A 14,750-nucleotide genomic window follows, 5' to 3' on the forward strand; every position below is an offset into this window, starting at 1 on the left:
AGTCTCATTAAAGACTTCGCCTTTCAATTATATATAAGTATGATTCGAATAAAAAATAACCTTGTAGTTTAATTGCTTTTTTAAAATTTGCAATAGAATCGGTTAATTTGAAGCAGATTATATACATTTTCTTTAATACTTAATGATTTGAAGGCTGCTAAAGAAAGTTCAAACGATACTGATAAAAGATGTAGAACTCATTTTGAAAGACATCGCTTTTTAATAAGATTAGAACTTGAAACCATACCTTATATAGGAGGAATACGAAATGATGAAAAAAATCCCTCATAAACTACTCGCTGTATCAGCGTTTTTAACTATAACAACTACTTATGCAGTCATACCACTAGAAACTTTTGCAATTGAAATTGAACAAACGAACACTGAAAATATGTCTCTTTCAGCAAATGAAGAACAGATGAAAAAAGCTTTGCAAGATGCTGGTTTATTTGCAAAAGCTATGAATGAATATTCTTATTTGCTAATTAATAATCCAGATGTGAGTTTTGAAGGAATAACTATTAATGGAAATGCAGATTTACCTAGTAAAATTGTACAAGATCAAAAGAATGCAAGAGCACATGCTGTTACATGGAATACACAAGTAAAAAAACAGCTTTTTGATACATTGACAGGCATTATAGAATACGATATAAAATTTGAAAATTATTATGAAACATTAGTAGAGGCGATCAATACTGGAAATGGAGATACTTTAAAAAAAGGGATTACAGATTTACAGGGAGGAATTCAACAAAATCAAAAGTCTGCAAAAGCATTAAAAGAAGAATTAATTCAATTAAAAAATGCTATTGGAGAAGATGTTAGAACATTTGGAAGTCATAAAGAGACATTGCAATCGATTTTAAAAAACCAAGGTGCTGATGTGGAGGCTGACCAAAAGCGTCTAGAGGACCTTTTAGGACAAGTAAAATATCAGAAAGACATAGAATCTAAGGGCTTAGACATGGTGAAAATCCCCTTTATTCCAACCTTGATTGCTGGTGGCATAATGATAGGTGATGCAAGAGGTAAGTTAGGTTGGCTAGAACCTGAATTAGAAAAATTGCGTCAGACTGTAGATTATAAAATAACATTGAATCGTGTAGTTGGAGTTGCATTTCATAATATTAGTGATATGCATAGTATGCTTGATAGTGCTATCACTGCTCTTACTTATATGTCTACGCAATGGGAGGATTTAGATTCTCAATATTCGGGTGTACTGGGACATATTGATAAAGCTGATCAAAAAGCTGATCAAAATAAATATAAATTCTTAACCCCTAGCTTGAATGCAGCGAAAAACAGTTGGAAAACATTAAAAACAGATGTTGTCACTTTGCAAGAAGGGATAAAAATTGCAGAGAAAAAAGAACAGGATTTTTTGAATCAGCTTCGTCCATCAAACGTTTTCTACTTTTATAAAAAAATTCATAACGCATACACTTTTGAAATAAAGACTGGAACAAATGCGCCAAATGCGTCTTATAAAGTTATGAATTTAACTAAAAACACTGTTCATAATATGTGGAGTGGAGGGGCTAATACTAACATGTGGGCTGATTGGCTTTCATTCAATCCAAATGATGAATTTGCGGTAGTAGCAGTAGTGGATGGTAAAGAATATGTTGTGTATAAAGACAAAGTACAAAATATAATGAACTGAATCTGAAAGTAACGAAGTAATTGGAGCTGGACAATAAACTAGACAACAAGTTAATTGAAAAATCTCCTTATATCCTAGAATATTTTGCTCAAGAAAAAGAATTTGTTCAGCGAAAAAGTAAATATTGAACAAAGGAGTTAGTTGTCTTATGTGTATGGTTTTACCGAAAGGTTTCAAGTACATTACTCATACAATTATGTAGTTATCCTGAAGCATCTACAGGTGTTCTTATCGACCTTGAAGAACTACTTAGCTTCCTAAGTTGAGTGATTTTATGCAAAATTAAGTAAACGTTTTTGTACATAGATTAGTTGACATTTATATAGTTTTTTTCCATTTTTAAAGATAGTTTTGTTTTTTATGTTATTTTTCAAAAATTACTGCTGAAATTTCTATATTCATCACTCAGCATATAATCATTGTTTGATGAAATGACATACCACGTCCCTTAGAGTTTCAGACATATTACGATAAATTAAAGAAAAAAGATAATAGTAGTCAACGGTTACTATTATCTTTTTTGAACTATTTTTCATTAAAATATCTCATCTGCTGTGCCCCTTATTTACTTTTCTAGATTTTATCCTAGTTTAAAATTTATGCATTTGAACTGTTTATACAATTTGTAGGATTTTTAGCTTTTTTGTCGAATACACTTAATGCAAGGAGGGACATTACATGATTATTAAAGATTATTTCATCAACCTTTCTATTTTTTCTTTATTAGTTAGCGCAGCAATATTTATTCAAGTGTTTACAATTAATTCTAGTCGATATTTTGAAAAGCTCTATGGAGGGATTATTGCAGTTACGTTAATGTTCTTTTCTTTTCCATACATGGGATTTTCCTACGATCTTCGAGTTGTTCCTCTTATTCTATCTTTTATTTACTTTGGTCGTATTGCTGGTTGGATTACGTTAATTAGCATAATTGTAATGCGTATCTTTTACACAGGAGGGTACTGGGAACCTCCTGTGATTGCTTATTTAGGTATGGGGATTCTATTTTCTACCTTTAAAACTTATTTTAAAAAACTACATCCTTTTAAAAGTGCATCGTTATATTTTTCTGTTTTTATTGGAATAAAGTGGTTAGTTGGCGTATTATTTAATACTACATTACTTTACACAGGAGGCTTATTATATATAGCGTTAGGACTTTTAATTGGGCTATTTCTTATGGAAGCCTACCAGAGATTGTATTATTTAACACAGGACTTATCTAAAATGAATCGAGAATTAAAAAAATCGAAGCAAGAACTTGCAGATACCGTACATGAGCTTCAAGGAGGAATTTTTAAATTTAAAAAAGTGGGTAAGCACTTTATACACACTTTATGTGATGGACAGTTTTATTATCAAAACGGATTTTTTTCTGAACAGGTGGTAGGAAAAAGCTTACGTACTATTGATGCTTCTATTGTTCCTCCACATTTAGTTCCACAATTGATGAAGTACTATCTTCAGGCATGGGAAGGAAAAGAAATTATATTTGAATTACCTTGGCCAAATGATAAAACTATTATTCTTATTGCGCTTAGGCCGATTAAACGAAATGGACAAGTTATTGAAGTTGTTGGTTCTACAGTTGATATAACCGAAAGGAAAAAGGTAGAATCAGAATTAAGCGCTACCAAAGAATTATTGGAATCATTTATAAAGCACAATCTAGATGCTATTACCATTTCTGATCGAGAAGGGCATATTTTACAAGCGAATAAAGCTTATGAAAAGATATTTGGGTGGTCATCACAAGAAATCATAGGTAAGAGATTACCTTGTGTACCAGATTTTTTAATGGAAGAATCGCTTAAAAATATTCAGAAAATTCTAACAGGTGAATCTGTGGTTACTAGATTAGAAACTGTTAGACAAAGGAGCGATGGGAGTCTTCTTGATGTCAGTCTGACAGTTTCTCCTATACTAGATGTAAGAGGAAATGTGATAGCTTTATCAGCAATATGTAGAGACATCTCTGAAAGAAAACAAGCAGAAAGAGAACGACATCGATTACACCAGCAATTAAGAGATAGTGAAATGAAGTACCGTGCACTAATTGAACAAGCAACTGATGCGGTATATGTAGTAGAGCTGAATGAAGATAATGCTCCAAGTCGATTTATTGAGGTAAACCCTGTTGGGTGTAGAAGATTTGGATATAGTAGAGAAGAGTTGCTCTCATTATCATTTTCAAATATAGTACCACAAGATTCTCAAATAATCGTAAGGTTATTAGAAAAAATTAAAAAGGGACAAACTTCCTTCACTTTGCAAGATGAATATGTTTTTCCAACAGGAAAAGTAATAACAACTGAGTTTAGTGTTCGTGTTTTTAACTTAAATGGTAAAAAAGTTTTCCTAAGTATTTCTCGTGATATCACTGAACGGCTAAAAACAGAAGAATTATTACGAAAATCTGAAAAACTTGCTGTTGTAGGACAATTAGCGACTGTAATGGCTCATGAGATTAATAATCCATTAACTGCAATGAAAGGGTTCATGCAATTACTAAAATCAACGGAAAATGAAAATAATCAAGGTTATATAAATATAGTATCATCAGAGATTGAGCGTATAGAGAGTATTACAACTGAATTTATGGCGGTAGCCAAACCACAGGTGGTAAAAATAAAACCTAATGATATTAGTGTGCTAATGGATCAAGTTTTAATGCTACTACAACCTCAAGCAATGATGAATAATATAAAAATTAGAATCGATCTTAACCCTGGTATTCCATTGATTTCATGTGAAGGAAATCAATTAAAGCAAGTATTTGTTAATATATTAAAAAATGCAATTGAATCTATGCCGATGGGAGGAGAAATTCTCATTCAATTAAATATACTTGATAATAATCAATTAAGTATTCGTTTTATCGATCAAGGGTGTGGCATTCCAAAAGAACGTATACCATACCTCGGAGAACCTTTTTATAGTATTAAAGAAGAGGGGATTGGCTTAGGGTTAATGATCTGTTATAAAATCATTGAAACACATCAGGGAAATGTATTTATTGAGAGTGAAGTGAATAAGGGAACTACAGTTGAAGTCACTCTCCCTATTTGTACACTTCAAAATTAATATGTTCTTTTACTGAAATTTTTTAAGAAACCATACAAAATGTAATGCTAATGTTACTTAATGAAATAATAAAGAGAAGAACACTGGTAAATGTACCCTATAGAATAGACACTTGAAAAAGCCTGTTATAAAAACATCCTTTCTTTAGAACCAAAAGAAAGGATGTTTTTAATATTGTAATTTTTCTTGGGAATATTTCAAATTTTTACTTGTAATACATTTTTTAACTAATTTTGGTTAAGTTAGTTAAAAGGCATTATTTTTAATGAGCATATTGACATATAAATATCCCTCATTTTTAAAATAGAAATTTCTAAAAACTATATATAGGTTCTTTTTGAAAGGAAGGGTATTATCAATTGAAACCACATGAAAAAGTACCTGTTCACGCTATAAAATCTTTGCAGGAATTAATGCAATTACTAAAAAAATCTAAAGATTTTATAACGTTGGAGATCGCTTCAAACAAATCCTCTATAGTCATTTCATATTTTAGAACCTTAATCGATGTAAATATATTTCATGAAGAGGTTTTAACTTATATAAAAGAGAAGAGCTACGATTCATTACAAGATATTCGGTCTGTCTTACCCTTTGAAAATTCAAAAATAACAAATCAAATTGAAGATATTCAGGATAGTATTTTAAATGGCTATATACTTATTCAGTTCGATACAGATAAACTAAATTGTTTGTTAGTAAATGTGTCAAAGAAAGAAAAAAGGGATATTACAAAAGCTGAAATTGAATACAATATTGTGGGTCCGCAAATCGCATTTGTCGAAGATTTAGATGTAAATTTAAATTTAGTACGTAGAAAGCTCCCAACACCTTATTTACAAATGAAGGAATTGAAAGTAGGCTCTCTCTCTAACACAACTGTTGCGATTGTATTTATAGAGGGAATTGTAAATGATCAAAATCTACAAGAAATTATAAAAAGGGTAAGTCAAATAAAAACAGACCATGTTTTGGATAGTACTTATTTGATGCAGTTAATTGCAGACAACCCAAATTCTATATTCCCTCAATTTTTGAATACAGAACGTCCGGACCGTGTGGCAGCTGTATTAGCAGAAGGGAAAATTGCACTTTTTGTAGATGGCTCGCCTTATGCCATCACTCTTCCAACAACATTAATTGATTTTTTTTCTACGACAGAAGATTACACCATGCCTTGGATTATAGCCTCTTTTTTTCGTCTATTAAGGCTTTTTGCTTTTATATTTTCTGTCTTAACGACGCCATTATATGTCTCGATCTTAACATATCATTACGAGCTTATCCCAAAAGAACTTCTTGAAACGTTAATCATATCGAGAAGTAAAGTACCTTTTCCTCCATTAATTGAAGCACTTTTTTTAGAAATAACGATTGAATTACTGAGAGAAGCAGGGGCACGTTTACCAACTAAAGTGGGTTTAACTGTCGGTATCGTAGGTGGTATTGTAATTGGACAAGCATCGGTAGAAGCAAGTCTTACAAGTAACGTACTTATTATCATTGTTGCACTTTCAGCTCTTAGTTCATTTACAGCACCAATATATCGAATTGGTAATACAATTCGAGTAATTCGTTTTCCTTTTATAATATCTGCACACCTATTGGGCTTATTAGGAATTGTTTTAACAAGTTCTTTCCTTTTAGTACGCTTATTACGTACAGAATCATTAAGACGTCCTTATTTGTTCCCTTTTTATCCTACACGTCCTACAGATTGGAAAGACAGCATTATACGTATGCCAATCTCAGCGATGTTTCGACGTCCTATTTTTTCAAGGTCTAAACAGCGTTTTCGCTTTAATCCAGAAGAGGTAGAGAAAAATAAAATCATATCACGAAATGATTTTGATGATTGAATTTAACAGGGAGGAGCATTATGAAACAGATCCCAATTGAGTATCAAGTCTCGCCATATATGGTATTTTTTTTAATTATTACTATACAGTTGGGAGTTGGTATGCTTGGTTTTGAAAGGATTAGTGCAAAATTAGTTGGAAATGATGCGTGGATTAGCACGCTACTTTTTGGAATATCTGTTAATGTTATGATTTGGATCATATATCAGATTTTAAATCAGGGTAATGGAGACATCATTGCAATCAATCAAAACGTACTTGGAAAATGGATTGGTGGATTGCTCAACTTCATTTTTTTATCCTATATTGTATTGTTAGGTGCAACAACACTACATACTTATATCGAAGTAGTACATGTTTGGATGTTTCCTTCAATTTCATCTTGGGTTATAGCAGGGGCTTTTTTGGGTCTATGTTATTACATTGTTACTGGAGGATTTCGTGTAGTTGCCGGAATCGGCTTCTTTGGAATCGTTATCCCAAGCATTCTAATCTTCACATTTTTTTATCCTTTGCAGTATGCAGATTTCCAGAATTTATTTCCAATTGCACAGCATTCATTCCTAGAAATTATGAAAGGAATGAAAGGAAATATGTTTAGTTTTTTTGGATTTGAAATGTTATTGCTGTACTACCCATTTATTAAAAAGGCAAAAACGTCTCAAAAATATGCGCACTATGCAAATTTAGTAACGACTATTGTCTACACATACCTTATGATTTTAACTCTTGCATTTTTTAGTGAAAAACAACTAGCGAGTGCGATATGGGCATATTTAAGCATGATTAAAATTATACAATTTCCCTTTATAGAGCGGTTTGAATACATTATTGTTTCTGTTTGGGCTTTTTTTATATTACCCAATGTTTCCTTTACATTATGGGGAGTAAGTCGTGGTATAAAAGAGGCACTGGGAATAAAGCAAAAATATGTTTTGCCAGTTATCATCCTATTCATCTTTGTTTTATCATTTTTCTTGAATAATCGTAATAAAATTAACTTATTAAATACTTGGACAGGTCAAATGGGCTTTGTATATATATATGTATACCTACCTGTACTATGGCTAATTCAAACGGCCAAAATAAAGTTAAGGAGATAAACATGAAGCGATGGATACTTTTCCTTATATTAAGTGTCTTCTTAATAGGTTGTGCTAAAACGAAAATTGTGGATGACATTGACTTAGTTCAAGTTGCGGCATATGATACCGAAGCAGAAGGTAAGCTAAAAGGAACCTTTGCGATTTCAGCTTATAAAGGAGGCGGGGAAGGTGAAACAAAAATCTATTCAGCATCAGGCCAGACTGGTAGAGAAGTTCTTGCAAGAGCATCCGAAAAATCTTCTGGACCTCTAGAGTTGGGGCAATTGCGTGTTATTATATTTAATGAAAAAATAATTGAAAAGGGAATGCAGGAAATTTTAGAGACTTTGAACCGAAATCCTAGTGTAGGAAATGCAATTTATTTAGCAATTACAAATGTAAAAGGGGAATCACTATTAAAGGGGAACTATTCTAAAGAAAAAGAAATTGCTTCCTATCTATCCTCTTTACTGGAGCAAAATATGGACAATGGAACGCAGCCCAAAACAAATTTTTTTATGTTTTTAAACCAACTTAATGATGATGCGAGAGATTCCTATTTACCGATAATATCTAAAAAAGGTAACGTGCTGGAGTTAGATGGAATAGCACTTTTTAAAAGATGTAAAATGGTTGATAAAGTGAACCCTAAAGATTTATTTGTATTTAAATTGTTGACAGATAATTTTAAACAAGGTACATACCAATTCAAACTACCTGGTTCTTCAAATACTTACGCTACGATAGAGAATATAAAAGCTAGAACAAAATATAAGATGGAGGGGAATAGTAAGCATCCATTCGTAAATGCTCATATTCAAGTTAAAGCTGAAATTCAAGAATTTACAAAAACAAAAAATCTAGATAATCCTAAAGAAATAAAAAAATTAGAAAAAATTATGGAAAAAGAAATAGAAAAAAAAGCAACTACATTGATAAAGAGATTTATTAAAAAAGACACAGATCCTATAGGACTTAGAAAGCTTGGTAGAACTCACGTAAGAAAATGGAACAGTCAAGAATGGGAAGAATCCTATAAAGATTTACGTTTTCGTGTAACAGCTGATGTAAAAGTAACCCAATCTGGTGTCACAGAATAAATCAAATAAGATATGGGAAATTTTAATAAAAAATATAGTCTCGCAGGAGATTAGGGAGAAGAGAAACGATTAACAAAGAATTTCATAAACATTAAGATGCTTTGTTAATCGTTTTTATACCTGTAACTTTATCACTTATAGTAATCATAATTATAATAAAAGAACAACGAAACAAATTCCCGATACCACATAATTATAAGAGGACAATAAAGTATCAAGATATAATGTATGCTTTGTCTGGAAAAAAGAATTAAATACTTCAAGGTTAAACACTTAACTTTAAAATAGTAAATTCGTTGCTTGTAGCACTTCAACTAGACTGTGTCCCCGAAAGTTAGAAAGGTCGGTTTGTTAAGTAGCCTCTAGGGAATGAGCCTAGTACAATACCGGATTCATTCCCTTTTATTTTTCCTTGATTCTTTCATGATTATAGTACTTTATATACTTTGCTAATTCTTGTTTGAATTCTGTTATACTTTCAAATTCTCTCGATACAGAAATAGACATACAAAAACGCCATTCTTTCTTATAAATCTACAGAAAGAATGGCGTATTCTTCAAAAGTGAGTTCCTTTATTGAAAAGCTTTAGTTCTATATGACAGATAAAAGGGCAAGCAACGCTAAAATAGCGAGAAGTCCTTGTTTCATGATAATTGATTTATTGGATGTGAGACCTCCGAAAATAGCTGCTACCCCACACAAATGATGAAAAATAATTGAATCATATAACCAATGGGATTGTTTCCAAGTATAAGTCCCCAAATGAGGCCAGCTGCTAAGAATCTATTATATAAACCGTTTACAAATTAATTGTCTAAGTATTTCTAAGTTTAAAGAGTGCAGTGTCTTCGTTTTTTATTGAATTAACTTTTACATGTTGGTTCAATATTTTCTATTCTCTTGGAACTTAGTTCTCGTTTACTTCTCACAAAAGCAATAAAATCTATTATCTCTTCTGTTGACAGTGCTTCTCCATCTACTAAAAGTGTTGCATCTGGATCGTTTAGGAGTCTTGTAATATCAATTACATCTTTGTTTTGATGTGAATGTTCAATTCGACCTAATATATAATCTACAGATGTATCAAATAAATCGGCTATTTTAGATAAAGATTGTAATGAAGGTAATCTATAACCATTTTCATAACCAGCATAGGTGCTTTTCGCAATCCCAAGTCGATCTGCTGTCTCTTGTAAGGACCATTTTTGATTTTTTCTTAATTTAGATAAACGTTCCAGCATTCGTCTCATACCCCATCTAATTTTATTAAATTAATTATAGCATAGAAAAAGAATCAAGAATAGAAAAAAGTACGCGTATTGAATACAAAATCTTGATTAATTCAAATTAAGTTCTATAATGATAAATATAAATACGCATTACGCGAACGATATATCGTTGTTTATTTTATGGAGGGGTTGTGTATGAAGAAAATTTTATTACTTGCAACTGGTGGGACAATTGCATCTGTGGAGGGGAATGAGGGGCTTGTTCCAGGATTGTCTGCTGAGGAATTATTGAATTATTTTTCGAAGTCTTCTCGAAACTTAGAAATAGATTGCAAAATCTTAATGAATATTGATAGTACCAATATGCAACCTGAGCACTGGAAAGAAATAGCTAATGCTGTTTTTAATCACTATGATGACTATGACGGGTTTGTGATTACACATGGAACGGATACGTTAGCTTATACATCTTCCGCGTTATCTTATATGCTGCAAGGTTTAAGAAAACCAGTTGTTTTAACAGGCTCACAAGTACCTATTAGTTTTAAAAAGACAGATGCAAAGAAAAATGTAGCTGATGCTCTTAGATTTGCCTGTGAGGATGTTGGCGGTGTGTTTATTGTTTTTGATAGTAGGGTGATTATTGGGACGAGAGCAGTTAAAATGCGAACAAAAAGTTATGATGCATTTGAAAGTGTGAATTATCCATATGTTGCTGAGGTAAATGAAGATGAAGTGAAATATCATTGGAAGCCAACGTCCCCCCATAATGAACTTTCAATAAATACTAATTTATGTACGGATGTTTTTCTTATGAAATTGTATCCAGGTACAAAACCAGAGATATTTGATTGTTTAAAAGATTTGTATAAAGGAATTATTATTGAAAGTTTTGGAAACGGTGGATTACCTTTTGAAGGAAGGAACTTGCTTTCGAAAATTCAAGAGTTGACTGAAATGGGGATTGCTGTAGTGATTACTACTCAATGCCTGGAAGAAGGAGAAGACATACTTCTCTATGAAGTAGGACGGAAAGTGGCACAACATCAAGTAATATTGTCTGGAGATATGAATACGGAAGCCATCATAGCAAAATTGATGTGGGCGCTTGGGAAAACTAATAAATTAGAAGAGATTAAAAAAATTATTGAAGAGCCTTTAGTCTACGATTTAACAATAAAATCTGATAAGGATTGGTAATGACTTCATATGATTTATTTAGGTTTTACATTTAATATGGGGGAGAAATTAAAATGGCAATGACAAACAAGAATATGCGAGTAGAGAATGATTTTTTGGGAGGAAAGGAATTACCTATTGAGGCATATTACGGAATTCAGACTTTACGCGCTGTTGAAAATTTCCCGATTACAGGGTATAAAATTCATGAAAGTTTAATTAGAGCGTTCGCAATTGTAAAAAAAGCAGCAGCGCTTGCGAATACAGATGTAGGAAGATTGGAATTGAACAAGGGTGGCGCGATCGCAGAAGCTGCTCAAGAAATTTTTGATGGAAAATGGCACGATCATTTCATCGTCGATCCAATCCAAGGCGGAGCAGGTACTTCAATGAACATGAATGCAAATGAAGTCATTGCCAATCGTGCTCTTGAATTATTAGGAATGGAAAAGGGAGACTATCATTATATTAGTCCAAATAGCCATGTAAATATGGCCCAATCAACAAATGATGCATTCCCAACGGCGATTCATATCGCGACGTTAAATGCATTAGAAGGCTTATTACAAACGATGGGTTATATGCATGATGTATTTGAATTAAAAGCCGAACAGTTTGACCATGTTATTAAAATGGGTCGTACACATTTACAAGATGCGGTGCCAATTCGCCTTGGACAAGAGTTTAAAGCGTACTCTCGTGTACTTGAACGTGATATGAAACGAATTCAACAATCGCGTCAACATTTATATGAAGTAAATATGGGGGCAACTGCAGTTGGTACAGGCTTAAATGCAAATCCAGAATATATTGAAGCAGTTGTAAAACATTTAGCTGCAATTAGTGAACTACCGCTTGTTGGTGCAGAAGATTTAGTAGATGCGACGCAAAATACGGATGCTTATACTGAAGTATCTGCAGCACTTAAAGTATGTATGATGAATATGTCTAAAATCGCGAATGACCTTCGCTTAATGGCATCAGGTCCACGTGTTGGCTTAGCGGAAATTATGTTACCAGCTCGTCAACCAGGTTCATCTATTATGCCAGGGAAAGTAAACCCTGTTATGCCAGAAGTTATTAATCAAATTGCGTTCCAAGTAATAGGTAATGATCATACAATTTGCCTTGCTTCAGAAGCAGGACAATTAGAATTAAACGTGATGGAACCAGTACTTGTTTTCAACTTACTGCAATCGATTAGCATTATGAATAACGGTTTCCGTGCCTTTACAGATAATTGCTTAAAAGGAATTGAAGCGAATGAAGAGCGCTTAAAAGAGTATGTTGAGAAAAGTGTAGGAATTATTACAGCTGTGAACCCTCATATTGGTTATGAAGCAGCAGCTCGCGTTGCGAAAGAAGCAATCGCGACAGGGCAATCCGTTCGAGAACTTTGTGTGAAAAATGGTGTATTGTCACAAGAGGACTTAGAATTAATTCTAGATCCATTCGAAATGACACACCCAGGGATTGCAGGAGCAATTCTTTTAAAGAAAAATTAAAAGAAGAGGGGGGACAAGTCCCTCCTCTTTGTTTACAATATAGGGATGTTATACGTGAATAGAGGTAGGGAGATTATAAGTAAGTATACAGTGGCGTTTAATGGTTCATAGAAACAACATTAAGAGGAGCAGAAATATGATCAACACCACTTTTAAATAAAGAGGATTTATTAAAATATCCTATCATGTTAACAACAAGTTTACATGAATCTTTATAAATAACTATGACCAACCATGAATCAATAGTTGGCCATAATGATCTTAAAGACCCATATCTTTTAATCCAGGACTATGCTCATTTGGTATCTCAGGAAGTTCTGGTACAGGAAAACCTTTTGGCGGGTCAGTTACTGCTAATGTTCCTTTGTTTCTACTTGGTGATTCACCTTGGAATATTTCTCCCATTCTTGTTGGATCTAAACTAAAATTAAATTGTGCGTTATGGAATCCCATGTCTACATACTTTCTGCACTCTGGGTATTTATTAATATCATAGTTGGGCACAGGGAAGAGTTTCCCCCATTCAACACCCAATGTCTCTAAAGCTTTTGCGAAAGCATTTTGATGTGCATTATCACGTACAATTAAAAATGCAAGTGTTTCTCTAAAAGTTTGATTGGAACTCATTTCATAAATTCTAGTTTTTTAAAGTACACCTCTTTTAAGTTAGTTAACATTGTTATCGTGTCCGCTGTTTGGTTACTTAATACTTTAATTCATGTTTTTACCAATTAATTATTATCTCAAAATGCAAAATTTTTGAAAATAACTATTTTAGATGTGAGATGAAAATAGGGGATAGATACTTAGCATTTAATAAAAAAAGATAAGATTACGAAATGTAATCTTATCTTTTCATTAAGAATAATGAATTGTAGCTTCAAGGCTTCAGAATGACTTTTATACAATCATCTTCACGATTATTAAAAATTTGATAACCGTAGCTCGCTTCTTCAAGGGGGATTTTGTGTGTAATAATCTCTTTTGGATCAAATTCTTTATTTGTTATTTTTTTAAATAGTTCTGGCATAAAATGAATGACAGGTGCTTGTCCCATTTTAAGATTAATATTTCTAACCCAAAATGCTCCGAGTGGAAATGCATTATAATTGCCACCATAAACGCCAGTCATTTGAACCGTTCCATATTTTCTTACGGCTTTCGTAGCTATTTGAATAGGGCCGAGAGTTCCGCCTTGTAATTTCAATTTTTGTTCCAGAAATTCTAGTGGCGATTTTTTTCCATCCATCCCCACACAATCAATAACTACATCGGCACCACCATGTGTAATTTCCTTTAAATGTTCTCCCATATCGGGGAATTTTGTAAACTCAAATACCTCAACATTGTTAATCTTTTTTGCATAATTCATCCGATAATCTAAGTAATCCACTGCAATTACACGTTTAGCACCTTGCATCCAAGCAAATTTTTGTGTCATTAATCCAACAGGTCCACAACCAAGGACGATAACAGTATCACCTGGCTTAACGCCTGCGTTTATTACACTCCAATAGGCTGTAGGTAAAACATCTGATAAAAATAGTAGGGATTCATCTTCAAGCTCGCATGATTCCGGTATAACAAATGGAGTAAAATTGCCAAATGGAACTTTTAAATATTCTGCTTGTCCGCCTGGATGATTACCAAATTTCTCCGTATAACCAAAGTATCCACCAGAATCGTAATGAGGATTTGAGTTATCACATTGACTTTCCATTTCATGTTGGCAATAGAAACAATGTCCACAAGAAACGTTGAAGGGGATGACAACACGATCGCCTTTTTTCACTTTAGTGACATCTGGCCCGACTTCTTCAACGATTCCCATTGGTTCATGGCCGATAATGTATCCTTGAGGTAAGGGCATGTTACCTTGATATAAATGTAAATCAGAACCGCAAATAGCGGTTGAAGTAATTCTTACAATAATATCATCTTTTTTCTCTAACTTTGCATCATCAACTTGTTTAACTTGTACTTGATTTGGTCCTTGATAGGTTACAGCTTTCATCTCATATCTCCTTTTGGATTATGTC

Annotated in this window: 9 protein-coding genes and 5 pseudogenes; 9 read left to right on the forward strand and 5 right to left on the reverse strand. The window is 32.9% G+C overall.

Features of this window, described 5'->3' with window-relative positions; all coding sequences use genetic code 11:
• Positions 1-268 precede the first annotated feature (268 nt).
• The 7 genes and pseudogenes from hblB to ES895_RS17165 all read left to right on the forward strand — a co-directional run.
• The gene (gene hblB, locus ES895_RS17140) at positions 269-1,669 is read left to right on the forward strand and encodes a hemolysin BL regulatory component HblB (RefSeq protein WP_000976139.1); all 1,401 of its coding nucleotides are present in this window, start codon (positions 269-271) and stop codon (positions 1,667-1,669) included.
• A 20-nt stretch (positions 1,670-1,689) separates the two neighbouring features.
• Positions 1,690-1,917, forward strand: a pseudogene (locus ES895_RS29795) (hypothetical protein); the annotation flags it as partial.
• Positions 1,918-2,347: 430 nt separating this feature from the next.
• Positions 2,348-4,753 carry a PAS domain S-box protein gene (locus ES895_RS17145; protein WP_098326976.1) on the forward strand — a complete coding sequence of 802 codons (2,406 nt, stop codon included), beginning with the start codon at positions 2,348-2,350 and terminating at the stop codon, positions 4,751-4,753.
• A 359-nt stretch (positions 4,754-5,112) separates the two neighbouring features.
• Positions 5,113-6,612 carry a spore germination protein gene (locus tag ES895_RS17150; RefSeq protein ID WP_048568449.1) on the forward strand — a complete coding sequence of 500 codons (1,500 nt, stop codon included), beginning with the start codon at positions 5,113-5,115 and terminating at the stop codon, positions 6,610-6,612.
• A 20-nt stretch (positions 6,613-6,632) separates the two neighbouring features.
• A complete protein-coding gene (locus ES895_RS17155) occupies positions 6,633-7,715 on the forward strand; it encodes a GerAB/ArcD/ProY family transporter (protein WP_000809694.1) in 1,083 nt (360 codons plus the stop codon).
• 2 nt (positions 7,716-7,717) lie between these two features.
• Positions 7,718-8,797, forward strand: coding sequence for a Ger(x)C family spore germination protein (locus ES895_RS17160; protein ID WP_000832860.1), 1,080 nt, complete (start codon positions 7,718-7,720; stop codon positions 8,795-8,797).
• 146 nt (positions 8,798-8,943) lie between these two features.
• A pseudogene (locus ES895_RS17165) lies at positions 8,944-9,074 on the forward strand (excinuclease ABC subunit C); the annotation flags it as partial.
• 125 nt (positions 9,075-9,199) lie between these two features.
• Here the strand turns inward: ES895_RS17165 and ES895_RS17170 are convergent.
• From ES895_RS17170 to ansR, 3 genes and pseudogenes are all read right to left on the reverse strand, one after another.
• Positions 9,200-9,286: pseudogene (locus ES895_RS17170) on the reverse strand (IS3 family transposase); the annotation flags it as partial.
• 103 nt (positions 9,287-9,389) lie between these two features.
• Positions 9,390-9,595, reverse strand: a pseudogene (locus tag ES895_RS29800) (DUF1304 domain-containing protein); the annotation flags it as partial.
• 66 nt (positions 9,596-9,661) lie between these two features.
• Positions 9,662-10,039: an HTH-type transcriptional regulator AnsR gene (ansR, locus tag ES895_RS17180; RefSeq protein ID WP_000893567.1), complete on the reverse strand. Its 378-nt coding sequence runs from the start codon at positions 10,037-10,039 to the stop codon at positions 9,662-9,664.
• Between the two features lie 183 nt (positions 10,040-10,222).
• On the opposite strand from ansR, the gene ansA reads away from it, so the two are divergent.
• Together ansA and aspA are read left to right on the forward strand one after the other, a co-directional pair.
• Entirely contained in the window at positions 10,223-11,227 is a 1,005-nt protein-coding gene (gene ansA / locus ES895_RS17185; protein WP_000722296.1) for an asparaginase, read from the forward strand.
• 53 nt (positions 11,228-11,280) lie between these two features.
• A complete protein-coding gene (gene aspA, locus ES895_RS17190) occupies positions 11,281-12,711 on the forward strand; it encodes an aspartate ammonia-lyase (protein WP_098330330.1) in 1,431 nt (476 codons plus the stop codon).
• 261 nt (positions 12,712-12,972) lie between these two features.
• On the opposite strand, the pseudogene ES895_RS17195 reads toward aspA, so the two are convergent.
• Both ES895_RS17195 and ES895_RS17200 read right to left on the reverse strand, forming a co-directional pair.
• A pseudogene (locus tag ES895_RS17195) lies at positions 12,973-13,356 on the reverse strand (manganese catalase family protein); the annotation flags it as partial.
• Between the two features lie 235 nt (positions 13,357-13,591).
• Positions 13,592-14,725, reverse strand: coding sequence for a zinc-dependent alcohol dehydrogenase (locus ES895_RS17200; RefSeq protein ID WP_000649093.1), 1,134 nt, complete (start codon positions 14,723-14,725; stop codon positions 13,592-13,594).
• Between the last annotated feature and the right edge of the window lie 25 nt (positions 14,726-14,750).

The organism is Bacillus sp. 007/AIA-02/001, from assembly GCF_004634455.1.
Taxonomy (GTDB): Bacteria; Bacillota; Bacilli; order Bacillales; family Bacillaceae_G; genus Bacillus_A; species Bacillus_A cereus.

Bases quoted from the DNA above. Each gene is read 5' to 3' on its own strand.
- ansR (WP_000893567.1), bottom strand. From the start codon at position 10,039: ATGCTGGAACGTTTATCTAAATTAAGAAAAAATCAAAAATGGTCCTTA.
- ES895_RS17145 (WP_098326976.1), top strand. From the start codon at position 2,348: ATGATTATTAAAGATTATTTCATCAACCTTTCTATTTTTTCTTTATTA.
- aspA (WP_098330330.1), top strand. From the start codon at position 11,281: ATGGCAATGACAAACAAGAATATGCGAGTAGAGAATGATTTTTTGGGA.
- hblB (WP_000976139.1), top strand. From the start codon at position 269: ATGATGAAAAAAATCCCTCATAAACTACTCGCTGTATCAGCGTTTTTA.
- ES895_RS17200 (WP_000649093.1), bottom strand. From the start codon at position 14,725: ATGAAAGCTGTAACCTATCAAGGACCAAATCAAGTACAAGTTAAACAA.
- ansA (WP_000722296.1), top strand. From the start codon at position 10,223: ATGAAGAAAATTTTATTACTTGCAACTGGTGGGACAATTGCATCTGTG.
- ES895_RS17160 (WP_000832860.1), top strand. From the start codon at position 7,718: ATGAAGCGATGGATACTTTTCCTTATATTAAGTGTCTTCTTAATAGGT.
- ES895_RS17155 (WP_000809694.1), top strand. From the start codon at position 6,633: ATGAAACAGATCCCAATTGAGTATCAAGTCTCGCCATATATGGTATTT.